The sequence below is a fragment of the Rubrilithobacter danxiaensis genome (assembly GCF_047272945.1).
Classification (GTDB): domain Bacteria; phylum Bacteroidota; class Bacteroidia; order Sphingobacteriales; family Sphingobacteriaceae; genus Rubrolithibacter; species Rubrolithibacter danxiaensis.
This window is the reverse complement of the sequence record NZ_JBKOPS010000012.1, coordinates 26116-49128: the sequence shown is the minus strand read 5'-3', so window position 1 is coordinate 49128 and position 23013 is coordinate 26116. Positions and strand designations below refer to the sequence as shown.

Genomic DNA, 23013 nt, shown 5'->3' with positions numbered 1-23013 from the left:
AGATTCTACCTTTTTGTTCGCATTGCATTCAGTATCTTAACTGATTTGTCATTTAAAAACGCATTATATTCTTTTGATTCCATTGGGTAAATGGCAATTTTTTGTTCTTCATTGTAATGTGCTCCAAATCCATATCTTTTTGTCAAGGCCGAAGCTCTTAAACAAGGATGCCCTTTTGAAAAAAGTTCCTCTTTTATTTTTTCCATCTCAGCAGCAGGAGTTTCTTCAGGGATTCCTTTTTGCCGGATAAAAACTTCAAATATCAAATCCTCATGGCCAAATTTGTATGGATTGTTGATCAATAATTCGTATTGAATTACATGTGCCGGTTTGTTGTCTTTTTTCTGAACCGGAATTTCGCTCTGCTTTACCGGACAATCTTCAGATACCTTTATAAACGTATTTGTATAACACATTTTAATATCAAACTTTAGTGTATTCATTACAAATTTAACTACTGTTCATAAATTCCTGCATCTAATTCTGAGCTATCTGTTATCTTTACCATATTTCATATTTAATGAGTTTTAGAAAAGGATGAGTGAAGAATTAGAAGATCAGAATATAAATAACGAAAATCAGCCTGAAGCTGAAAATGCCGGTCAGGAAAAACTTCATAACGTAACGCCGTTAAATGGCTTGTATGAAAACTGGTTTCTTGACTATGCATCTTACGTAATCCTTGACAGGGCTGTACCTCATATAAATGATGGATTAAAGCCTGTGCAGCGCCGCATTCTTCATTCTTTAAAAGAAATGGATGACGGACGCTTCAATAAAGCAGCTAATGTTATCGGGAATACCATGAAGTATCATCCCCATGGAGATGCTTCTATTGGCGATGCCATGGTGCAGATCGGGCAAAAAAACCTGCTGATAGATACCCAGGGAAACTGGGGTGACCCGATGACAGGCGATTCTGCCGCTGCTCCACGTTACATCGAAGCCCGTTTATCTAAATTTGCCAATGAGGTTGTTTTTAACCCTGAAACCACCGAATGGCAATCAAGCTATGATGGAAGAAATAAAGAGCCGGTAACCCTGCCGGTTAAGTTTCCTTTGTTACTTGCGCAAGGGGCGGATGGTATTGCCGTAGGATTGGCTACCAAAATTATGCCGCATAACTTCATAGAACTTCTGGATGCTTCAGTAGAAGTTTTACGGGGCAACAGGCCCAATCTTCTTCCCGATTTTCCTACAGCCGGCTTGGCAGATTGCTCCGCTTATAATGAAGGGCAGCGTGGGGGGAAAATAAGAGTTAGGGCCCGTATCATAGAAAAGGATAAAAAAACTTTGGCAATAACCGAAATTCCTTTTACTACAACTACCGGAAGTTTAATTGACAGCATTATTTCGGCAAATGATAAAGGTAAAATTAAGATCAGGAAGATCGAAGATAATACAGCTCAGAACGTAGAGATCATCGTTCATCTGGCACCCGGCATTTCTCCTGATGTTACCATTGATGCACTCTATGCTTTTACCGATTGCGAAATCTCCATATCGCCGAATACCTGTGTGATCAAAGAGGACAAACCGCACTTCTTAAGTGTTAACGATATTCTTATTGAAAACACGCATAATACCAAAGACCTGCTTAAACAGGAACTTCAGATACGGCTCAACGAGCTTCAGGAAAAAATATTCTTCAGTTCTCTGTTGAAGATATTTATCCAGGAGGGGATGTATAAGCATCCGGAATATGAAAGTTCAGGTAATTTTGAAACGGTAGTAGAAGTTTTGCACCGTTTATTTGAGCCTTTCCTTTCGCAGCTGTATCGACCTATCGTAGCCGAAGATTTTAAGAAGCTGATCGACAAGCCCATGAGCAGCATTACCAGGTTTGATGTAAAAAAGGCGGATGAGCAGATGAAGAGCCTGGAGAGTGAGATCAAAGAGGTTAAATATCACTTAAAGCATCTCACCGATTATGCGATTGCCTGGTTTGAACGTATAAGAGAAAAATACGGAAAAGATCGTGGACGGAAAACAGAGCTGCGCACCTTTGATAAAGTTGAAGCAGCCCAGGTGGCTCTGGCAAATGTGAAATTGTATGTAAACCGAACAGACGGCTTTATAGGCACGGGATTAAAAAAGGATGAGTTTGTGTGCGATTGCTCTGACCTGGATGAGATAATTGTTTTCAGGGAAGACGGATTATTTCTGGTTACAAAAGTTCAGGACAAAGTTTTTGTCGGAAAAGATATTTTATACGTTGGTGTATTTAAGAAGAATGATGAACGGACAGTGTACAACATGATCTATAAAGACGGACAAAGCGGTGCTTCTTATGTAAAGCGGTTCTCGGTCCTTGGCGTTACCCGCGATAAGGAATATACACTTACAAAGGGTACCAAAGGGTCAAAAGTTCTTTATTTTACTGCCAATCCTAACGGTGAAGCAGAACTTGTTTCTGTTCAGTTGAAGCCGCATTCTAAATTACGTAAGCTGCAGATTGACGTGGATTTTGCCGAAATAGCGATAAAGGGCCGCAGTTCTATGGGAAATACAGTGACTAAATATCCCGTAAAAAAAATACTTCTTAAAGCAAAAGGCGTATCTACCCTGGCAGGCCGTAAGATATGGTTTGATGAAACGCTGCGACGCTTAAATGTAGATGGAAGGGGCAAGTATCTTGGTGAGTTTGATGGCGCCGATAAAATTTTGACTGTATTGAGCAACGGAATCTATGAACTTACCAGTTTTGATCTTAGCAATCATTTTGATGATAAAATGATCCGTATTGAAAAATACTATCCGCAGAAAGTTTATACTGCCGTCCATTATGATGGAAAGTCAAAAAATTACTACGTAAAACGTTTTGTTTTTGAAGATCTGGCAATAGGCAAGCAGTTAAGCATTATTAATGAAGAGGCTGGTTCAAAACTGATTTTTATTACAAAAGTTCAGCAGCCTAAAGCAGAAATTGAAGTGCTGAAAGGAAAAAGCCAGGTGCCCGAAGTTTATGAGCAAGGCCTGTCTGAACTGATTGATGTTAAAGGTATAAAAGCGCAGGGAAACCGGCTCAGTCAGCATCCGGTTCAAAGAGTAGTGCTGCTTTCAGATGAGACAGCCGAACCCAGCGAGTTGCCCGAAGTTGTTGAAGAACCGGGAGAAGTTGCAGAAGCAGAAGAGTCCGTATCAGCAGATGATATTTTAAACGAAATAGAACCGGTTTCTGAAGAACAGCTTCCTGTGAAAAAAGTAATAACTTTTGAAATTACTAATCCTGAAGATGTGGAGATAGATGATAAAGGACAGTTAGGTTTATTTTAATCAGTAGTAAAAGACTATAAAATGGAACAGGATATACGGTGGGTGCAACGCTTTTCTAATTATAAGAAGGCTTTATCTCAATTGAAAAAGTTTATAGATAAGGGGGAGCTGAATGAATTAGAAGAGCAAGGCTTAATTCAGGCTTTTGAATATACTTTTGAACTTGCCTGGAATACATTAAAAGACTTTTTGCAGGCAAGTGGTAATAAGAATATTTTTGGGTCAAGAGATGCTATTCGGGAAGCATTTAAAGCAGATTTACTGGAAGATGGAGAAGGTTGGATGGAGATGTATAAAGACAGGAATAGAACAAGCCACACTTATAATGAAGAAACGGCCGCAGAAATTGCAGAGGCTACTGTTTTTAGATATTTTGATTTGTTTGTAATATTAGAAGAAAAAATGGAATATTTACTTCGGGAAATGGGAACAAGTCGGAATAATGAAGCATGAACTTTGGTTTAAAAGAAGAAATAATTGATAAAATAAATGCTGTTTTTGCCGCATTCTGTCAAATTGATGAAGTAATAATTTATGGCTCAAGGGCAAAGGGAAATTACAGAAACGGCTCAGATTTAGATCTTACTATAAAAGGAAGTGAACTGAATTTACACGTCTTAAATTCTGTTAGTTTAAAATTGGATGATTTACTGCTTCCTTACACTTTTGACCTTTCTATTTATAAACAAATAAGCAATCCTGATCTTATAGAACATATAAAAAGAGTAGGAAAAATTTTTTATCAAAAAAAGCTTTATAAATAGGGCTATCAGGATAATTCCGCTTTTAGCTTGTCTTTAAATTCTGTAGTAAACTTGGCGAGCTTCGGCTGTATAACAAAGGCACAATACGGTTTATTGGGATTATCGTTAAAATAATTCTGGTGATAGTCTTCTGCTTTGTAAAAGTCAGAAACCGGGCTTATTTCGGTAACAATAGGCCGTTCAAAAACAAGTTCTTTTGTTAATTGATCAATAATATTATTTGCCTGCTCCTTTTGTTCCTGTGTATGGTAAAATATAACCGAGCGGTATTGCGATCCTACATCATTTCCCTGACGGTTTACAGTTGTCGGATTATGTGTTTTGAAAAATACTAACAGAAGTTCTTCATACGTAATCGTATCAGGATCAAAATCGAGCTGTATAACCTCTGCATGTCCGGTATCGCCATTGCAAATTTCCATATAGGTTGGGTTAACAGTTTCACCGCCCATATATCCCGAAGTTACCTGTTTAACTCCTTTTAAATTTTGAAATACCGCTTCTGTGCACCAGAAACAGCCTGCTCCAAATGTTGCTTGTTGTAACGCCATGTACTTAAAACCCAATAAGGCTGGTATAGTTTTGAAATACAAAAGCCAGCCCGAAAACTTTACAATTTTAACAAGCTGGCTTTTTTAAATAAATATGGTTAATTACTGATATTGTATATATATCGGTTGTGGTTTAAGCTTTAATAGTTCCTCGGGAGTCATCATCCTGTTAGGAGATTTTTTCAGGTCGTTCTTGTAAAAAAGTTTGAAGCCTGTAAACTGCACCGGTTCGGGGAATATAAAATGACGGTAAGTTCCAATCTTCAGGTCAGGTTCACCCCATCCGTCCATGTGCATAACCATCTGAACTTCGGGCCGCAGTTTGATATTCTGGTAGTTTGTTACCATTTTACGGGTAAAGCGATGAACGGTAAATATTTTAGGAGGTAAGTTATTTTCCCGAACTATTTTTGCAAGGTATTCTGAGCAGTAATTAATGTCTGCTGCATCGTAAGTTCCAATTCTGGTTCCTGGCAAAGCACCGGTCTTCATTGAAAACTCCGGATCAATTCCTAAATGTACATGCGGAAGTTTAAGGTATTTTTCTAATAAAGGCAGTTCCTGACGGATGTTACTGAAAGCTACCTGTATATCTAAAAAGACGATTGCATCCCTTTTTTTGGCAATTGATAAAACTGAGTCAATTTGTTTTGCCGGCATTCTGAAACGGTGCATGCCGTCTTTGCCGGGATCGCCCTGAGCAACAACAGCAATATAATGCAGTGCAGGCTGAACAGGCGTTTTAGGGTCTGCTTTTTGCCATCTTTTTACTTCGTAATCTAATTTTGCAAGCATTTCTTTCGGTGGAAGCTCACCCAGTATTCCCATTCTTTTGGAATAAAGATTTCCGTAAAAAGCAATAACCCGTTTAAATGGTAAAATAGCACCGGCAACCGGATAAGGCTGGTTTTTTACAGGCCATCTTCCGGTAGTATCTCCGTTTGCAAGTTCCTGTATCTTTTTATTGTACGCAGCGGTGTCAATTGCAGGATAGGAAGAAGCGGTAGCTTTAGCCGGGTCAATCTTTATTGCAGTATCTGCTTTTTTTACGGTTTCTTTTCCGTTTGCTTTTGTTGTGCTGTCTCCGCAGCTGCTGAAAATTGTAAATGAAGTTGCAGCAATAGTTAAAAGCGCAATTGCTTTTGTTGTTTTAATCATAGTTGTTTTATTCCCTTTATTCCCACTTTACAAAGCAGATGTTTTTACCGGTCGCAAAGTTAGTTCAGATACTTGAATCGCCAAAAAAGGTTACAATAATTATTGGATTTTTAAAAATTTTCCAAAAACACCCAGGGGTAGTTTCGAACCGGCAGTTGCCTGCAGATAAAGCTCGCCTGTTTCCAGGTTTTGTACGTTTTTGAACGATGAGCGAATGAGGTTTTCTACAATAACCGAAGAAAAGCCAAGCGAGTAGGTATTCAGAATTAAGAAGTGTTCTTCTTCGTCCAGCAGTTTTACCACGTCCTGCATCATTTCCTGAATCTGGTCTTCCAACTTCCATTTTTCGCCGTTTGGCCCATGTCCGTAGGCGGGAGGGTCCAGAATGATACCGTTGTATTTTTTACCTCTTTTTATCTCACGTTTTACAAATTTTAAAGCGTCTTCCACTACCCATCGGATATCTTTTAGTGAAGAAAGTTCCTGGTTCTCGTTTGCCCAGCTTACTACCTGTTTTATTGAATCAACATGAGTAGTATCGGCGCCGGCGGCTTTGGCAACTAATGAAGCAGCTCCGGTATAGGCAAAAAGATTCAATACTTTGGGCTGGCTTGTTTTAAATTTTTTAATGGAGGATGAGATATAATCCCAGTTAACGGCTTGTTCTGGAAAAACGCCCAGGTGTTTAAAAGAGGTGAGTCCTAAACGCAGTTTAATTGCCACATCCTTATTTTCATAACCGATTATCCAGCGATCGGGCAATCTGGTGTTTTTTTTGATCCATTCTCCCGACGTAGCTGATCTTCCCTTAAATTTTATATGATGCAGCTTTTGCCATTCAGCCTCTGCTAAGCTTTTATTCCATACCGCTTGCGGTTCGGGGCGGATCAGAATGACATTTCCAAAACGCTCCAGTTTTTCAAAATCCCCGCAGTCAATCAGTTCATAATCTTTCCAGTTTTGCGGAGTAAGTAGTTGAATCATCAGTAATAAATCGAAAGTATAACGTCAAAAGTAAAAAGTTTAAACGGGTAAATGCTTTTTACTTATAAACATTGTCGGGATTACAGTTTTTCTTTTGCTGCCTGGGTAAATTTGCTGGCGAAAACAAAATCGTTCAACACCTGATTGTCTGTATGTGCAATCTCTTTGTTCGATCCTTCCCATTCTTTTTTCCCGTTGAAAAGGAACATGATATTATCTCCAATTCCCATAACTGAGTTCATGTCATGTGTTACAACTACGGTAGTTATTTTATATTCTTCGGTTATTTCATTTATCAGATCATCAATTACTATAGCAGTTTTGGGGTCGAGGCCCGAGTTTGGCTCATCAACAAAAAGATATTTCGGCTGCATTGAAATTGCCCGGGCAATGCCAACCCTTTTTTTCATTCCACCTGATAATTCAGATGGAAAAAGTTTATTCTTACCCGCCAGGTTTACCCGTTCAAGGCAAAAATTTACTCTATCTAGTTTTTCACGGCGTTTCTGGTTGGTAAACATATTAAGCGGGAACATGATGTTGTCTTCTACCGTCATCGAATCAAACAGAGCCGAACTTTGAAAAAGCATGCCGATTTCTTTCCGGATCTCTATACGTTCTTCAAAGTTCATACGAGTAAAATCACGGCCGTCATAAATTACCGACCCCTGATCAGGTTCGTGCAATCCCACCATGCATTTAAGTAGGGTAGTTTTGCCTGATCCGGAACCTCCGATTATCAGGTTATTCATTCCTTCTTTAAATTCTGCAGAAATACCCTGAAGTACCGGGTTCTCGCCAAAAGTTTTATAGATGTTCTTAATCTCTATCATAACAATAATTGAGCAACAATATAATCAGCACCCAGTATCGCAATGCAGCTAATTACTACTGCCCTTGTGCTCGAAATACCAACTTCCAGTGCACCTCCTTCCGTGTAAAATCCCTGGTATGCAGATACGGAAGTAATAATGAAAGCAAATATGATGGCTTTAATCATACACACAGTAAGCGTAAAGGGAATAAAGCCCGATGTTAATCCCGCTAGATAGTCGTTAGCTGTTACTGCCCCTGATAATGTACCTGCCAGGTAACCTCCGAATATGCTTAAACCAATGGAGATAATTACTAATAAAGGGATCATGGTTACTGCGCCTAAAATTTTGGGAAGAATAAGGTAGCCGGGGGAGTTAATTCCCATGATCTCAAGTGCGTCTATTTGTTCGGTAACCCGCATGGTGCCAATTTGCGAGGCAACACTTGATCCTACTTTTCCTGCAAGTACAATTGCCGAAATTGTAGGGCTTAATTCAAGAATAGTTGAATCTCTAACAATAGAACCTATAATGGATTTTGGAATCAGATCACTCACCAGCTGGAAAGCGGTTTGAACGGTGGTAACCATCCCAAGAAAAACAGAAATAATAGAAATAATCCCTAATGAACCAACACCGATCGAATTCATCTCTTTAATAATTTCTTTGCGGTAGATGTTCCATTTTTCGGGCTTTCTGAACACCGCTTTTAATAACAGGATATATTTGCCTAAGGGATGAAAAATCATTAATTTAAATTTTGCCTAAATTACAGTTTTTTTGAATTTACAATTGATCGGCCTAAAGCTTAAACGATATAAAATATGAATGCTATAATTACAGCTGCAACCAAAGGAATTGGAAAAGCAATAACCCTGGCACTAGCCGGTGCGGGATATAATGTTGCTATCTGTTCCCGTTCTCAATCTGAAATAGATTCTTTCTGTACAGAACTTTCTTCCAGATTTAATATAAAGGCTGTCGGTATTGAAACAAATGTTGCCGATCCTGCCCAGTTGCAGCGTTTTGCCAGCTTTGTACAACAACACTTTGCTACTGTTGATGTTTTGGTAAATAATGCCGGAACCTATATTCCCGCATTTATCCTGGATGAAGAAGATACTGTTTTTCAACGGCAGATGGAAGTTAATTTTTACCCTGCTTACTATCTGTGTAAATTCTTCGGTAAAAAAATGCGGGATTTTAAATCGGGTAATATCTTTAATATCTGTTCCATTGCGTCCAAAAATCCCGTTATAAGCGCCGGATCTTATTCTGTAACAAAAGCAGCACTTCTCAGTCTAACTCATGTATTAAGAGAAGAATTAATGCCGCATCATGTAAAAGTTACAGCTGTTTTGCCAGGGTCAACACTGACGGATTCCTGGAAGGGAACTGATATACCCTCAGAACGGTTTGTTTCGGCAGATGATGTAGCAAAAGCGGTTCTCTCAATTTTACAAATGAGTGTCGGTGCAAATGTCGACGAACTGATAATAATACCTTTGGCCGGCGAGATTTAAAAACTATTAATAACAAAAAAATGGAAAGAAGATTACAGCGTGACGAAATCGGAAAAATATTAGGAGGTGTTGCTTCCGGCCTCGCCGATTACTTAAGTGTAGACGTTACTATTATACGAATTGCCTTTATTTTAATGGCAGTTTTCGGAGGCTCAGGCGTTTTTATTTATATTATTCTGTGGATTGCTATTCCGGCCCGGCCTCTGGTTGGACCTTATTCCAAATTTGAAGCAGATTATAAGGTTTATGGTGATCAGCATATTCCGGGGAATGCTCCATTTTCCAATGATTTTAAACCAAAAAATACCCGGAACGGAAGTTTCATTGCAGGAATAATTTTAGTGTGCCTTGGTGTGTATTTCCTCTTTGATGAATTTAACTTCATTCCGTATTGGTTCAGTATTGAAAAGTTATGGCCTATTGTATTTATCATTCCGGGTGTTCTTATTCTTTCTAATTCAAGAAAGAAACAAGCTTCACAACATTATGAATCAACAAAAACGGAATCAAATAACGAGAAAGTACAGGAAGAAAAAGACCTGAATTCTGATCAACCCTTAAACTGATTTTATGAAAACTGAAAATATTATATGGGGAATTGTATTTGTATTTATAGGTGCAATTCTGCTTTTAGATAATTTCCACGTAATAGATTTTTACTGGCGTTCAGTATGGCAGCTCTGGCCTTTAATTCTCATTATTAGCGGCGCCAATATGATTTTTGCGGGCAGCAGAAGCCAGTTAGGGTCCATTGCTGCAATTGTTATAACGGTTGGCGCTTTAGCAACAATAGCTTATTTTGGTATCAATAAGAAATATGAGCGCCGTGCCTGGTGGTCTGGCAGAGGCGAGACTGACACTGCCAAAAACTGGACAACAAGCAATACGTTTACAGAAGCGTTCGAACCTGGTACCAGCAAAGCTACCCTTAATATTTCTGGCGGAGCCACTGTTTATACTTTAAGTGATACCACAACGAACTTGTTTGATGCGGATGTAGAGCAGAACTATGGCCATTATTCGCTTCAAAAAATATCATCTGATAGTGTTCAAGTTCTGAATTTCAGAATGAATAACAAAGATAAGCGCTGGGATATGGGCGATACGGATGGTAATGAAGCCCGCCTTCGATTGAATACCCGCCCTGTTTGGGATATTAATGTAGAAACAGGTGCAGGGAAAACAGAATTTGATCTTACTCCGTTTAAAGTGAACCGGCTTGAATTAAAAGGCGGAGCCGCTTCGTTTGAGGTGAAATTAGGCGAACCTGTAACAACAACGCATGTTACTGCCGAAACCGGTGTTGCCGAAATTAATATTTCAGTTCCATCTTCAGTAGGGTGTAAAATACGGGTAGATTCCGGCTTGTCATCAAAAAACTTTGACGGGTTTAATCAGCAGCCTGATGGGTCTTACACCACCCCAAACTATGCTAATTCAGCAAAGAAAATTGATATTTATTTTAAAGGCGGACTTTCTGATTTTAAAGTAAACCGCTATTGAGATGCAGCAGCATTTTTATGTGGTGTTGAACGGCAAACCTGCGGGTCCTTTTTCTTTAGAGGAGTTGAAAGAAATGGAGATCCATCCCGGTACCTTTGTAAAAGGTGCCGGAATGGATGATTTTAAAGAAGCTCATGAACTTTTGGAACTAAGGAGTTTGTTCGGATTTGATAAAGCCCTTACTCTTCCCCAATATTTTGCCAGTCTGGATCTGCGTTTACTTGCAGCCGCTATTGATTATCTTATAATAACATTCATCTACGCTTTTTTTGCTGTAATGGCGGTTGGAATTTTGAAAAGCCAGATGGGTAAAATATCGGTTGTATTTGCAGCATTGATAGTTGTTCCGGGCATTAAATTTATTTACGCTTTTATTGCCGAGGCCTCTTTCAGGCAAGGTACTTTTGGAAAATACTGGCTTGGCTTAAAAGTGACTGACGAAAAGGGAAGGCGCATTACATCGAGCCGCTCTTTTGTTCGCAACCTTGCAAAAATTCTTTCCTTTTTTACTTTAGGAATAGGCTATCTGGTGGGTTTTTTGAGCAAAAGGCAACAGTGCCTTCATGATAAAATTGCCGGTACGCTTGTAATAAAAGACAGGCTTTTGTAAGCATTAGCCATAGAGGTAAAAAAACTAACAGGATTTAGTAGTTTTGCAATATTAAAAATACTGATTAATGAATGCCGATTCGATTTCTGTGCTGAAAGGTAAATACTGTAATTCTTTAACCGAATATTCCCGTTTTCAAACCCGCGAAGTAACTATTGGCGCTCTTCCTTTAGGAGGAGATAATCCGATACGTATTCAAAGTATGACCACTGTTGATACAATGGATACAATCGGTTCTGTAGAACAAACCATACGGATGGTAGAAGCCGGATGCGAATATGTGCGTTTAACAGCGCCAAGTGTTAAAGAAGCACAAAACCTGGCAGAAATTAAAAAGCAACTGCGTATGCGGGGCTATGATGTCCCTCTTATTGCTGATATTCATTTTACACCCAATGCAGCAGAAGTGGCCGCCCGGATAGTAGAAAAAGTGCGCATTAATCCCGGTAACTATGCAGATAAGAAAAGATTTAATCAGTTAGACTATACCGAGTCGGAATACCAGGCTGAACTTGAACGCATTTATAAAAAGTTTGCACCACTTGTAAAAATTTGTAAAGAATACGGTACCGCCATGAGGATTGGTACCAATCACGGGTCTTTGTCTGACCGCATAATGAGCTATTATGGCGACACTCCAAGGGGAATGGTTGAATCGGCTATGGAGTTTATCCGTATGTGTCAGGATTTGAATTTCTACAACCTGGTGATTTCTATGAAAGCAAGTAATCCGCAGGTGATGGTGCAGGCCTATCGTTTACTGGTTGAAACTATGACAGCGGAGGGAATGAATTACCCGCTGCACTTAGGTGTAACGGAGGCGGGCGACGGAGAGGATGGACGGATTAAATCGGCAGTTGGAATTGGTGCTTTACTGGAGGATGGACTTGGTGATACTATTCGTGTTTCGTTAACAGAAGAGCCTGAATTTGAAGCTCCCGTGGCTATAACGCTGGCAAAACGATATGAAACCCGTAATACTGCAGCTTCTGCAATACAATTAACAGAAAGCGGAACATCAGAAGTGATCAATCTTGCAGGATTTAGTCCCTACGAGTATAAGAAACGTGAATCTGCAGAGCTTAATACCTTTATTGGCGGGCATCAGGTCCCAAGAGTGGTAATTGATCTTTCAAAAGCTAACTTGAAGGATCCATTCATTTTGGGTTCAGTCGGTTATAATTATTCAGCTTTGCTGGATAAATATACAATGGGTGAACAATCGGTTGATTTTGTTTACCTCGCAGATAACTTGCCATCTTTTTCAATGCCAGGCAACTTAAAGCAGTTGTATAATTATTCCGCCTGGAAAAATCTTGAAAAAAGGAGTAATTGCCATCCCTTGTTTTCCCTGAGCGAATATAACAATTCTGTTGAGCGGGATCCTTTTTTAAACCTGGTTCGTGTAAATGCCAAAGACTTACATTCAGAAGATTTTAATACTATCCTTTTTGATAAAACGCTTGTTTTTGTATTAGAAACCGACAGCGAACATGGGATGGCCGAACAGCGGCGGTTCTTTTTTTCGTTGATTGAAGCCGGAATAGACGTTCCGGTAATAATAAGGAGATCATATACTTTATCAGATCCGGAAGATTTTCAGCTTTATTCTTCGGCAGATGCAGGGGCGTTGCTGATAGACGGACTTGGAGATGGCATCTGGCTTGAGGCTCCTGGTATCCCTGTAAAAAATATTGTAAGTACTGCATTTGGGATTTTACAGGCTACACGCTCCAGGATTTCAAAAACTGAATATATTTCATGCCCAAGTTGCGGAAGGACACTGTTTGATTTGCAGGAAACAACTCAGCGGATCCGTAGTCGTACCGATCATCTTAAAGGGATAAAAATTGGTATTATGGGATGCATTGTAAATGGTCCCGGGGAAATGGCAGACGCGGATTATGGGTACGTAGGCACAGGACCCGGAAAAATTACACTATACAGAGGTAAGGAAGTAGTTAAAAAAAACGTTGATACCGCCGATGCCCTGAACGAACTGATAGAAATCATCAGGCAGGATGGTAACTGGCTGGAACCAGGAAATCTCTCTCAATGAAAAAAGCTCCATTAAAAAATGGAGCTGTGCGGAAGTTTTAATCTATAGTATTTTAAATTAAAATATAGAATAGAAGCTTCCCTCCATTAACGTTTGTAATTAGTTTTTTATTGTTTCAAAAAAAATCTTTAGTCTGAGAGTAAGAGGATATAAGGTAATTGCAGGTTTTATTAGTTTTTTCGAACCTCAATATTCCATGTCATCCCTAAAAAACCTTTGGATTTTTGGGCCTGCAACGTAACTTTCTTTCCGTTAATAAAGAAATCACTTTTAACAGTTGAGAGGTTGCAGTTTTTTGGATCCGGTAATTCTTTCAGAAAAGTTTCAATTGCTGACGCTAAATCACCGGTAAATTTTTGGGAAGGCATTTTTTTCAGAATTTATGCTTCTTAAATCGCTTTCACAGCTATAAATCAACTGTTATTATTATAACATAACAATGCCTTTCTGGTTCTTTTACAGATCAAAAAAATCATTAAAAATCAACATATAAAGTAAAATTAAGCTGTGCCCGATAAATGGTTTTTTACTTTATTTACAAGAGTGTAAATATCAAAAGGTTTCTGAACAAAGTCAGAGGCTCCAACTTCATTAGAAGCGTAGTATTTCCCAGGATGGGCAGAAAGAATAATTACCGGAATATTTTTTGTATCCGGATTCTTTTTTATCGCTTTGCAGATATCCCGTCCGTCCAGTTTGGGCAGAACGATATCAAGCAGGATGAATTGAGGGTTAAATTCCTGTATCAGATCAAAAGTATCTTCGCCGTTTTTTGAAGTTTTTACGCTGAAGCCAGCCTCAGTAAATATCAATTCAAGAATTTCCAAGGTATGTTCTTCGTCTTCAATAATAAGAATTCTTTGAGCCACGTTTATAATTGTAAAATGAGAGCTGTTTTTCAATCGTTAAACTTTTATGAAGTTTAACTCAGATGAATTTAACTACGAAAAACTATACCAAAGGTTGCTTGTTTCTATTATAAATTTTCAGATACTTTAAATACTTCTCCTTCTAATTCTTTTTTTTATTTAAATTTAAAGAGTAGTAAAGCTACTTTAATAAACATCTACCTATGTCTGCCTTAAGCAATGAGAGTTATAAAAAGCTCTTTTATGCATCGCAATGCTGCTTGCTTGTACTTAAACCGGATGCGCCGGATTTTACAATCATAGAAGTAAATGATGCTTATCTGAATGCTTTGAATTTACTAACCGATATTCGGGGGAAAGGTTTATTCGAAGTGCTTAATGGTGATAAAAAAAAGGAACTTTCAGGTAACCTGCTCGGCTTTCAGCAAACCCTGCTTCGTGTAATGGAGACAAAAAGTACAGTAGTAATGGAAGTTCACCCCTTTGAAATACCAATTCCTGGAACTGCAGATCATGAAAGAAGGTTCTGTATTTCAACCAATACACCGGTTTTAAATGAAAATAATGAAATTGAGTATATCCTCCATTCTCCGGTAGATGTAACTAACCTGATGGTTTTAAAAGAAAATGAGCAGAAGGCAAAAGAACAGGCCCAGGAGCAGAAAGCCCGTTTTCTATCCATCCTGAAACAACTTCCGGTAGGGGTTGCTATCTATAAAAGCGCTGATCTTATAGTGGAGTTTATGAACCCCTATTTGTTGGGCTTACACAAAAAGGAAGAACAGGAGTTGGTTGGTAAATCCTTAATTGATGTAGTGGGAGCTATAGATGATTTTGAAGAGTTATCACGCTATGTTTCTGAACAAAGGCCTTTTTGCTTGTTTAACATTGATGTTCCCTTTACTACAAAGGGGGATGAGAGAATATATGTAAGCAGGTTTTACCAGCCGTATTACGAAGCAGACGGAGCTATTTCAGGCGTTTTGGTAGTTGTTATGGACGTGAGTTCATCTGTTATATTGCGTAAAAAACTGGAAGAGAGCGAGCACCGCCTGAACCTTGCAATAGAATCTTCCGGATTAGGTGTTTGGGATCTGGATATGGTATCTGGAAAATCTGTACCCTATTTTGAATCAGATAAAATAATGGGGTATAATGAGCATAGAGAGAGCTGGACTGTAGACGAATTTCTACAGCATGTAATGGAAGAAGACCGGGAAACAGTTCTGGAAGTGCTGAAAGAAGCAAATGAAAAAGACCGGTTACAAATTCATGTAAGGGTAAAATGGCCTGATGAGTCCATTCATTGGGTGCAGTTAATGGGGCAGGTTTTTCGTAACGAGCAGAAAGAACCTGTGCGAATGTTAGGGACCATACTTGATGTTACTGAGAATAAGGAGTTAGAACGCCGGAAGGATGAATTGATTAGTATTGTAAGCCATGAATTAAAAACACCTATTACATCGCTAAAGGCATATGCACAAGTACTGGAAAGGATGTTTGGTAACATTGGAGATGTAACAGCCTGTGTGATGTTAAAAAAGATGGTAATCCAGATTGTACGCCTTACTGTACTTGTTCATGATCTTTTAGACATCAGCCGGATAGAGGCGGGGAAACTCCAGTTGCGTAACAGCGAATATTCTTTTGATGAACTTGTTAATGAAACAGTGAGCGAAGTAGAACGTACTTCTTCCCATAAAATAGTAGTGAAGTCTACCGTACGGATACTTTGCTTTGGCGATAGGGAAAGAACAGGGCAGGTTCTTGTAAATCTGCTAACCAATGCTATTAAATATTCGCCGGGGAAAAATAAGGTGCTGGTTACTTTTGGTATGGAGCGAGACGAAATTGTTTGTTGCGTTCAGGATTTTGGAGTGGGTATTCCTAAAGACAAGCAGCAATTTATTTTTGATCGTTTTTACCGTGTTCAGGAAGAAAAAAATTATTCTATAGCTGGCCTGGGGTTGGGCTTGTATATTTCTGCCGAGATTATTAAGCGTCAAAATGGGCGGATATGGTTTAAAAGCCAGTATGGCTTAGGATCTACTTTTTGTTTTAGCTTACCTTTAAAACAGCAAAGCCTTTCAGTAGCTGATTCTTAAGCAGGCAACAAAAAGAAAAGGGAGCAGTTTTACCTCACTCCCTTAACTTCAACCTAAAACCTAAACTATGAAAAATGAATAATCTCTTATACAAGGAGTTGTACGTGCCTGAACAGGCAGAGTTTCAGGATTAAAAAAAAACATTTATTCTGTAATCACCTTTCTAAATATTCACCATATTAAGTGTTTGAATGGTATTTTTAAGAGATGACTATTCTCATATTTTTTAGCCTGTTTCAATCATTTGTGCATTAAATTCTTATTTTGATATTTGCCGTGGTTTTACAAATGATCTTTGGCAATAATTTAAAAGGATTCTAAATAATTCTGTTTGACAAAGACATGACTAAGCAGTTGAAGCCTATAATTACTTTTGTTGAGTTTTTAAGATTAGCAGAGTTTTGAAGTATTTAAAAGTCATTGCATTTACTCATAAGCACATTGAACTAAAAGATTTAGGGAAATTTGTAATTTGTAATGAAACCCTTGAAAGCAGATTAGAAAGTGTACGTGCAAAATTTGATATCCCTGAGATATTCTATATCGGAACCTGCAACCGGGTTGAATTTGTGTTTTCAGCTTCTCAATCTCTTTCTTCTGAATTTGTTAAAGAATTTATCCGGACGATAAACTTCTGCGTTCCTGAAGAGCATTTGGATCAGTTTTTAAACCAGGTATCTATTTACGAAGATGTGGAAGCACTGAATCACCTGCTTCGTATCTCGTGTTCATTAGAGAGCCTGGTAGTAGGCGAAAAAGAAATTCTTGCGCAGGTTAGAAAAGCTTATGAACGATGCCGAGAAGCGGGTTTCACCGGAGACTACATGCGATTGATTATGAATCAGGTAGTTAAAACGGCAAAGGAAGTTTATACCTACACCAAAATCTCTCAAAAACCTATCTCTGTCGTATCCCTTGCTTATCGTAAATTACGTGACTTAAAAATGTGTTCCAATGCACGTATAGTAATAATCGGAGCAGGAGAAACCAATAAAAATCTTTCAAAATACCTTCAAAAACATAAATATTCCAACTTTTCGGTTTTTAACCGTACTTTATCGAAAGCTCAGGAGCTTGCTGCGGAACTATGTGGAGAAGCTTTTACGTTGGATGAATTAAAAAATTATAAGAAAGGATTCGACGTAATCATTACCTGTACAGGATCTACCGAACCAATAATTACAAACGAAGTTTACCAGTCGTTGCTAAACGGCGAATCCGGCTCAAAAGTAATTGTTGACCTTGCTATTCCAAACGATACATGTGGCCTGGTACTTGCTTCAAATCCGGTTCATTACATTGAAATCAGCAGTTTGCAGGAAATTGCAAACCAAAACCTGAGCGAACGTTACCAGGAACTGATTCATGCAGAAAGAATTATCGAACAGAATATAGAAGAATTTAAACCTATCCTTAAACAGCGCAGAATTGAACTTGCAATGAAAGAAGTTCCTGAAAAGATAAAGGAAATACGTCACATTGCTTTAAATTCTGTTTTTGCTCAGGAAGTAAGTGGTTTAGATGATAATTCCCGTGAGGTTTTAGAGAAAGTAATGAATTACATGGAGAAAAAATTTATCAGTGTTCCAATGGTAATGGCTAAAGAAATACTGGTAAATAACAGTTAGTATCTACTGCCAATTTTAATTTACTCCAAATTATATAGCTCGTTTAAATTATTTTTGGGGCAAGTCAATTAACGTGAATAGAAAAATTAGTATAGGTACCCGTGGAAGCGAACTTGCTCTATGGCAGGCAAGGTTTGTAAAGGATAAACTTGCCGGTATCGGTATAGACGCCGAACTTAAAATTATAAAAACGCAAGGCGATAGTATTCTGAATCTTCGGCTTGACAAACTGGAAGGAAAGGGTTTCTTTACAAAAGAACTGGAAGAGGAGTTGCTATACGGAAAAATTGATTTAGCCGTTCACTCTCATAAAGATCTGCCTACCCAAAATCCTCCGGGTCTGATAATAGCAGCGGTGTCTGACCGTGAAGATCCAGCCGAACTTCTTCTTATTTTAAAGGATTGTGTTGATATTAAGCAAAAGCTTTCTGTGAAATTCGGCGGTATTGTAGGAACCTCTTCAAACAGGAGGAAAGCTCAGTTACTCGCCATTCGTCCTGATCTGGAAGTAGATGACCTTCGGGGAAATGTTCCAACCCGTATTCAGAAACTTCGGAACGAAGATTTTGATGCAATAATGATTGCTAAAGCGGGAGTAGAACGTCTGGGAATAGATCTGAGCGAATTTTACGTGGAAGAATTGGAACCAAATGATTTTATTCCGGCTCCTGCACAGGGCGTTCTCGCTATCCAGATCAGGGAAAATGATAAAGAACTTTTTGAGGCCCTGCAGCAAATTCACAATCCCGGTGTTGCCGAACAGATAAGTGTTGAAAGAAAAGTATTAAACATCTTTGAGGGGGGATGCCACATGCCTTTAGGATGTTTTTGCCGCAAGGATGAGGATAAATTCCAGGTGTGGACATCAAAAGCAGACGATGGCGAATCTTTCCCCGACCGGCATTTCATCGAATCAGACACATTGGATGGCCTTGCTGAAAAGATTCATTCTAAGTTTGATAAAAACAGGAAATTTCCCAAATCGGTATTCATTACCCGCCAGCTGTATGAAGGCAGTTATTTCCGCCGGGCAATTGAAAAGCATAAAATAGCGGTCGAAGACCGTTCTTTAATTCGTACGGTTCCAATCATTCATAAACTCGACCCCTATATACTTAAAAATTTAGACTGGGTATTCTTTAGCAGTAAAAACGCAATAGAATATTTCTTTAAACTAAACCCTTCTTTCTCTTCAAAAACAAAATTTGGAGTTGTAGGCCGGGGGTCGGAAGATATGCTGCGCCGTTTTGGAAGGGTGCCGGAATTTACCGGAGAAGAAGAAGGTATTGATACTACTGATATTGGAAAAGAATTTGCCGCACTTACAGTGGGTCAGCGGGTTCTTTTTCCGGGAGCTAAAGATTCACTTAGAACAATTCAAAAACAATTATCAGAAGAAACTACGGTAATTGATCTGCCCATTTATGAAACGATTCTGGAAGAAGATGTTCCTCCAACAGGGGCAGAAGTTTTAATTTTTACAAGCCCGTCTAATGTAGAAGCTTATTTTGCTGATAATTTATTAGAGCCGGGTCAACAAGTGATTTGTATAGGTAAATCAACCGGGAGTAAGATAGCGGAAATGGGAATAAGATATACACTGCCATATTCGCCGGATGAGATTGGGTTGGCTGAAGCTGTTTTTGGCCTTGATTATAACTAGAAAGGATTTGATATGTTAATTCGTCCAAGAAGATTACGGAAAACGCCGGTAGTGAGAGAAATGGTAGCCGAAACACGGTTAACAAAAGATATGTTTATTTATCCGTATTTCGTTGTGCCGGGTAATAATATTTCTCATGGTATTGATGCCATGCCAGGAATTAGCCATTTTTCGGTTGATACTTTAATTAAAGATGCAGAACTCTCTTTAAAGTTGGGTATCAATAAAATTTTGCTATTTGGCGTTGGTGAAGATAAGTGCGAGGATGCAAGTACTGCCTACAGTGAAAATTCGGTAGTTGCCAGAGCCATACGTGAATTAAAGAATGCTTTTGGTGGAGATCTGTTTATAGTTACCGATGTATGTACCTGTGCATATACTACACATGGCCATTGCGGAATTCTTCATAATGACTATGTTCAAAATGATGAAACGGTAGAAGTTCTGGCTAAAATGGCTTTGGCACATGCGCAAGCAGGCGCTGATATGGTAGCACCGTCAGATATGATGGATGGAAGGATTTTAGGTATTCGCGAAAAACTGGATTCCAATCGTTTTGAGGACACTTCTATCATGAGTTACAGTGTTAAATTCGCTTCGGCTTATTATGGGCCTTTCAGGGAAGCAGCAGATTCTGCACCAAATAAAGGTGACCGGAAAGCCTATCAGATGGATTTCAGGAATCCGAACGAAACAATTCGTGAAGCTCTTTTAGACGAAGATGAAGGCGCAGACGTTTTAATGGTGAAGCCGGCACTGGCTTACCTGGATATTATTCATCGTGTGCGTACCAATACCAATTTGCCTGTTGCCTGTTATAATGTTTCAGGAGAATATTCGATGGTGAAAGCAGCCGCAAAAGCCGGATGGATTGATGAACAAAAAATAACAATGGAAAATATGTACGCCTTTGCCAGGGCAGGAGCTAATATTATTATCACTTACCATGCCCGTGAAATTCTTGAAAAAGGATGGATGTTTTAGAGTTATAAGTGTGATGTTGTAGGTTATAAGTATTTAATATAGTAGAAAAAGAGTAAGTAACTATAAACTTAGAACTTATAACCTGCAAGTTACAACTTCAAAAAATGTTACTCGATCTAAGTGAAGATGATTTATAAGCGGCTAATTTATTAAATAGAAGTAATAGTAATAATAAGTATACGATGTTGTAAGTTATAGTCAAGTAAACTTAGAACTTATAACCTTCAACTTACAGCTTAAGAAATGTTAGACTCGTTAAAGAAGATATTTTCAGGATCAGAAGAAGAATCAAGGCCGGTTTCTACTACCGGGAAACCGGATATTTCACGCGAGAAATCCGGAGAGTTGTATGAGAAAGCGAAGAAGTATTTCCCGGGAGGTGTAAACTCACCGGTTCGTGCGTTTAAATCGGTTTATGGAACGCCTCTATTTATTGATCGTGGTGATGGTTGTTTTGTTTGGGATGCTGATGGAAATCAATTTATTGATTTTTGCTGCTCGTGGGGACCATTAATTTTGGGGCATAATAATCAAAAGATCCGTGAAAAGGTAACAGAAACTTTAGGTAAAGGCATGAGTTTCGGTGCTCCTACTGCGCTGGAAAATCAACTTGCCGAACTTATCCTGGATAATAACAAGCTGATAGAAAAAATCCGTTTTGTTAGTTCGGGCACAGAAGCGGTAATGTCTGCCTTACGACTGGCACGTGGTTATACAGGCCGGTCAAAAATAGTAAAGTTTGAAGGATGTTACCACGGACATGTCGACTCCTTATTAGTAAAAGCAGGTTCTGGCCTTGTTACCTTTGGCGAAACATCTTCCGCAGGGGTGCCTAAAACATTTGCGGACGAAACGATTGTTGTCCCTCTGAATGACCGTACAGCTGTAGAAGAAGCTTTTGCTCAGTTTAAAGACCAGATAGCTGCAGTAATAATAGAAGGAGTTCCTGCTAATAATGGCTTGCTGATCCAGGATAAGGATTATATCCATTTTCTTCGCGATATAACCTCACAAAATAATTCCCTGCTGATTTTTGATGAAGTAATAACAGGCTTCAGGCTTGGATTTGAAGGCGCTGCCAGGCATTATGATATAAAGCCCGATATTATTACCTATGGTAAAATTTTAGGTGGCGGAATGCCTGTAGGAGCTTATGGAGCTTCTGCGGAAATAATGGCTAAGGTATCTCCTGAGGGGCCTGTTTACCAGGCCGGAACCTTGTCAGGTAATCCGGTAGCAATGGCTGCAGGTATAGCCCAGTTAACAGAACTGCTGCGCATGGGTTTTTATCGCGATATTAATAATAAAACGAAAGAGTTCACAGAATCTGTTCAGCGGTTTACTTCTGCCCGAAATTATAAATTCAGGGTATTTTCAATAGGATCTATTTTTTGGTTTGCCTTTACCGACAATGATATTCAAAAAGCAGAAGATATAGATGCGGCAAGCATGGAGAAATTTAAACTTTTTCACCGTGAATTGTTAAACAGAGGGATCTATCTTGGTCCTTCGGGCTATGAAGTAGGATTTATTTCAGCAGCTCATACCAAAATAGAACTCGAAAAAGCAAAAAGAGCTATTTTTGATAGCCTTGATATAGTTTTCAGAGCCAAGTAGTTTTATGTAGTTGTTAACCTCACTCAAACAGCTCAATTAATATGAGAAAGCCCCTGGTTATATTCTACTGCCTTATCATTTATGCTTTTGCAGAACTGATCTGGTGGGGCGTTTTATTGATCCAGGCACAGCCTAACCGTAAAGGAATGATTATGGGCGAAGGAGCTGTCTTCATCTTCCTTTTTTGTGTTGGAGCTTATCACTTGCATAAAACTTTAAAGAAAGAACGCACCTTACATGCGCAACAGAAAAACTTTCTTTTGTCTGTTACTCACGAACTCAAATCGCCATTAGCGTCCATAAAATTATATCTCGAAACAATACTGAAAAGGGAACTGGATCGCGATCAGATTAAATCGTTTCTGCAGAACTCTTTGAAAGACATTGAACGATTGGACGACCTGGTTGAAAATATGCTTATTGCTACCAAAATTGAAAATGAGTCGTATTCTTTCCCGAAAGAGAAGTTCAATTTTTCTACACTGGTAGAAAAAGTAGCCGATCGTTTGCAGGTACATACCTGTAAAACTCAAACAATTAAAGCAGAAATAGAACCCGGTCTTTTTGTTGAAGGAGATAAATTTGCGCTGACGTCTGTTGTAACCAATCTGATTGAAAATGCTGTAAAATACTCTCCGCCATGTTCGGATATAGAAGTAAAAGTTTGGAAAAACAGCAGCAACATACATTTTGAAGTAGCAGATAAGGGAATTGGTATAAATGACGAGGAAAAAACTCGCATATTTGAAAAGTTTTATCGTGTGGGAAGTGAGGATACACGTAAAACCAAGGGAACAGGTTTAGGGTTATTTATTGTTAAACAGGTACTAAATCATCACCAGGCACAAATCAAAGTCAAAAATAACGTTCCTTCAGGGACCATTTTTGAAGTAATATTTTAACT

At 38.8% G+C, this 23013-nt stretch carries 21 protein-coding genes; 14 read left to right on the top strand and 7 right to left on the bottom strand.

The window, feature by feature from the left end:
* Positions 1-5 precede the first annotated feature (5 nt).
* Positions 6-443: a DUF6157 family protein gene (locus ACLCDL_RS14695; RefSeq protein ID WP_423149141.1), complete on the bottom strand. Its 438-nt coding sequence runs from the start codon at positions 441-443 to the stop codon at positions 6-8.
* A 94-nt stretch (positions 444-537) separates the two neighbouring features.
* Here ACLCDL_RS14695 and ACLCDL_RS14690 point away from each other — a divergent pair, with 94 nt between their 5' ends.
* Genes ACLCDL_RS14690 through ACLCDL_RS14680 form a run of 3 tightly spaced genes read left to right on the top strand, consistent with a single transcriptional unit; the run spans position 538 to position 4040 of the window.
* Positions 538-3276: a DNA gyrase/topoisomerase IV subunit A gene (locus ACLCDL_RS14690; RefSeq protein WP_423149140.1), complete on the top strand. Its 2739-nt coding sequence runs from the start codon at positions 538-540 to the stop codon at positions 3274-3276.
* A 21-nt stretch (positions 3277-3297) separates the two neighbouring features.
* A complete protein-coding gene (locus tag ACLCDL_RS14685) occupies positions 3298-3729 on the top strand; it encodes a nucleotidyltransferase substrate binding protein (protein ID WP_423149139.1) in 432 nt (143 codons plus the stop codon).
* Entirely contained in the window at positions 3726-4040 is a 315-nt protein-coding gene (locus ACLCDL_RS14680; RefSeq protein WP_423149138.1) for a nucleotidyltransferase domain-containing protein, read from the top strand. The genes ACLCDL_RS14685 and ACLCDL_RS14680 overlap by 4 nt, the downstream gene beginning before the upstream one ends.
* 5 nt (positions 4041-4045) lie before the next feature.
* Here the strand turns inward: ACLCDL_RS14680 and msrA are convergent, their stop codons facing one another.
* The 5 genes from msrA to ACLCDL_RS14655 all read right to left on the bottom strand — a co-directional run bounded on the left by msrA (position 4046) and on the right by ACLCDL_RS14655 (position 8297).
* A complete protein-coding gene (gene msrA / locus ACLCDL_RS14675; RefSeq protein WP_423149137.1) occupies positions 4046-4591 on the bottom strand; it encodes a peptide-methionine (S)-S-oxide reductase MsrA in 546 nt (181 codons plus the stop codon).
* Positions 4592-4693: 102 nt separating this feature from the next.
* Positions 4694-5746: a hypothetical protein gene (locus tag ACLCDL_RS14670; RefSeq protein WP_423149207.1), complete on the bottom strand. Its 1053-nt coding sequence runs from the start codon at positions 5744-5746 to the stop codon at positions 4694-4696.
* Positions 5747-5848: 102 nt separating this feature from the next.
* Entirely contained in the window at positions 5849-6733 is an 885-nt protein-coding gene (locus tag ACLCDL_RS14665; protein ID WP_423149136.1) for an RsmD family RNA methyltransferase, read from the bottom strand.
* An 80-nt stretch (positions 6734-6813) separates the two neighbouring features.
* Positions 6814-7566, bottom strand: coding sequence for an ABC transporter ATP-binding protein (locus ACLCDL_RS14660; RefSeq protein ID WP_423149135.1), 753 nt, complete (start codon positions 7564-7566; stop codon positions 6814-6816).
* Complete coding sequence (locus ACLCDL_RS14655; RefSeq protein ID WP_423149134.1) at positions 7563-8297, bottom strand: MlaE family ABC transporter permease; 735 nt, start codon at positions 8295-8297, stop codon at positions 7563-7565. The genes ACLCDL_RS14660 and ACLCDL_RS14655 overlap by 4 nt, the downstream gene beginning before the upstream one ends.
* A gap of 75 nt (positions 8298-8372) precedes the next feature.
* Between ACLCDL_RS14655 and ACLCDL_RS14650 the strand changes: the two genes are divergently transcribed.
* The 5 genes from ACLCDL_RS14650 (at position 8373) to ispG (ending at position 13243) form a co-directional block, all read left to right on the top strand.
* Positions 8373-9071 (top strand): SDR family NAD(P)-dependent oxidoreductase, encoded by a 699-nt coding sequence (locus ACLCDL_RS14650; protein ID WP_423149132.1) that lies wholly within the window; start codon positions 8373-8375, stop codon positions 9069-9071.
* A 20-nt stretch (positions 9072-9091) separates the two neighbouring features.
* A complete protein-coding gene (locus tag ACLCDL_RS14645; protein WP_423149130.1) occupies positions 9092-9637 on the top strand; it encodes a PspC domain-containing protein in 546 nt (181 codons plus the stop codon).
* Between the two features lie 4 nt (positions 9638-9641).
* On the top strand, positions 9642-10574 hold the full coding sequence (locus ACLCDL_RS14640; RefSeq protein WP_423149129.1) for a LiaI-LiaF-like domain-containing protein: 933 nt from the start codon (positions 9642-9644) through the stop codon (positions 10572-10574).
* A 1-nt stretch (position 10575) separates the two neighbouring features.
* On the top strand, positions 10576-11184 hold the full coding sequence (locus ACLCDL_RS14635; RefSeq protein ID WP_423149128.1) for an RDD family protein: 609 nt from the start codon (positions 10576-10578) through the stop codon (positions 11182-11184).
* Between the two features lie 67 nt (positions 11185-11251).
* Positions 11252-13243, top strand: a complete 1992-nt coding sequence (ispG, locus tag ACLCDL_RS14630; RefSeq protein WP_423149126.1) for a (E)-4-hydroxy-3-methylbut-2-enyl-diphosphate synthase — start codon at positions 11252-11254, stop codon at positions 13241-13243.
* 500 nt (positions 13244-13743) lie between these two features.
* Here ispG and ACLCDL_RS14625 read toward each other — a convergent pair whose 3' ends face one another.
* The gene (locus ACLCDL_RS14625) at positions 13744-14145 is read right to left on the bottom strand and encodes a response regulator (protein ID WP_423149124.1); all 402 of its coding nucleotides are present in this window, start codon (positions 14143-14145) and stop codon (positions 13744-13746) included.
* A gap of 170 nt (positions 14146-14315) precedes the next feature.
* On the opposite strand from ACLCDL_RS14625, the gene ACLCDL_RS14620 reads away from it, so the two are divergent.
* From ACLCDL_RS14620 to ACLCDL_RS14595, 6 genes are all read left to right on the top strand, one after another.
* On the top strand, positions 14316-16217 hold the full coding sequence (locus ACLCDL_RS14620; RefSeq protein ID WP_423149123.1) for an ATP-binding protein: 1902 nt from the start codon (positions 14316-14318) through the stop codon (positions 16215-16217).
* A gap of 401 nt (positions 16218-16618) precedes the next feature.
* Positions 16619-17845 carry a glutamyl-tRNA reductase gene (gene hemA, locus ACLCDL_RS14615; protein WP_423149122.1) on the top strand — a complete coding sequence of 409 codons (1227 nt, stop codon included), beginning with the start codon at positions 16619-16621 and terminating at the stop codon, positions 17843-17845.
* Positions 17846-17918: 73 nt separating this feature from the next.
* Positions 17919-19508 (top strand): hydroxymethylbilane synthase, encoded by a 1590-nt coding sequence (gene hemC / locus ACLCDL_RS14610; protein ID WP_423149121.1) that lies wholly within the window; start codon positions 17919-17921, stop codon positions 19506-19508.
* 12 nt (positions 19509-19520) lie between these two features.
* Entirely contained in the window at positions 19521-20492 is a 972-nt protein-coding gene (gene hemB, locus ACLCDL_RS14605; RefSeq protein ID WP_423149120.1) for a porphobilinogen synthase, read from the top strand.
* 243 nt (positions 20493-20735) lie between these two features.
* Positions 20736-22109 carry a glutamate-1-semialdehyde 2,1-aminomutase gene (gene hemL / locus ACLCDL_RS14600; protein WP_423149119.1) on the top strand — a complete coding sequence of 458 codons (1374 nt, stop codon included), beginning with the start codon at positions 20736-20738 and terminating at the stop codon, positions 22107-22109.
* A gap of 41 nt (positions 22110-22150) precedes the next feature.
* Complete coding sequence (locus ACLCDL_RS14595; protein WP_423149118.1) at positions 22151-23011, top strand: sensor histidine kinase; 861 nt, start codon at positions 22151-22153, stop codon at positions 23009-23011.
* The last annotated feature ends 2 nt before the right edge of the window (positions 23012-23013 follow it).

Excerpts from the sequence above, each read along its gene's own strand:
- ACLCDL_RS14695 (WP_423149141.1), bottom strand. The coding sequence starts at position 443 with ATGAATACACTAAAGTTTGATATTAAAATGTGTTATACAAATACGTTT.
- ACLCDL_RS14650 (WP_423149132.1), top strand. The coding sequence starts at position 8,373 with ATGAATGCTATAATTACAGCTGCAACCAAAGGAATTGGAAAAGCAATA.
- msrA (WP_423149137.1), bottom strand. The coding sequence starts at position 4,591 with ATGGCGTTACAACAAGCAACATTTGGAGCAGGCTGTTTCTGGTGCACA.
- ispG (WP_423149126.1), top strand. The coding sequence starts at position 11,252 with ATGAATGCCGATTCGATTTCTGTGCTGAAAGGTAAATACTGTAATTCT.
- ACLCDL_RS14645 (WP_423149130.1), top strand. The coding sequence starts at position 9,092 with ATGGAAAGAAGATTACAGCGTGACGAAATCGGAAAAATATTAGGAGGT.
- ACLCDL_RS14635 (WP_423149128.1), top strand. The coding sequence starts at position 10,576 with ATGCAGCAGCATTTTTATGTGGTGTTGAACGGCAAACCTGCGGGTCCT.
- ACLCDL_RS14595 (WP_423149118.1), top strand. The coding sequence starts at position 22,151 with ATGAGAAAGCCCCTGGTTATATTCTACTGCCTTATCATTTATGCTTTT.
- hemL (WP_423149119.1), top strand. The coding sequence starts at position 20,736 with ATGTTAGACTCGTTAAAGAAGATATTTTCAGGATCAGAAGAAGAATCA.
- ACLCDL_RS14665 (WP_423149136.1), bottom strand. The coding sequence starts at position 6,733 with ATGATTCAACTACTTACTCCGCAAAACTGGAAAGATTATGAACTGATT.
- ACLCDL_RS14620 (WP_423149123.1), top strand. The coding sequence starts at position 14,316 with ATGTCTGCCTTAAGCAATGAGAGTTATAAAAAGCTCTTTTATGCATCG.
- ACLCDL_RS14655 (WP_423149134.1), bottom strand. The coding sequence starts at position 8,297 with ATGATTTTTCATCCCTTAGGCAAATATATCCTGTTATTAAAAGCGGTG.
- hemB (WP_423149120.1), top strand. The coding sequence starts at position 19,521 with ATGTTAATTCGTCCAAGAAGATTACGGAAAACGCCGGTAGTGAGAGAA.
- ACLCDL_RS14685 (WP_423149139.1), top strand. The coding sequence starts at position 3,298 with ATGGAACAGGATATACGGTGGGTGCAACGCTTTTCTAATTATAAGAAG.
- ACLCDL_RS14680 (WP_423149138.1), top strand. The coding sequence starts at position 3,726 with ATGAACTTTGGTTTAAAAGAAGAAATAATTGATAAAATAAATGCTGTT.
- ACLCDL_RS14690 (WP_423149140.1), top strand. The coding sequence starts at position 538 with ATGAGTGAAGAATTAGAAGATCAGAATATAAATAACGAAAATCAGCCT.
- ACLCDL_RS14640 (WP_423149129.1), top strand. The coding sequence starts at position 9,642 with ATGAAAACTGAAAATATTATATGGGGAATTGTATTTGTATTTATAGGT.
- ACLCDL_RS14660 (WP_423149135.1), bottom strand. The coding sequence starts at position 7,566 with ATGATAGAGATTAAGAACATCTATAAAACTTTTGGCGAGAACCCGGTA.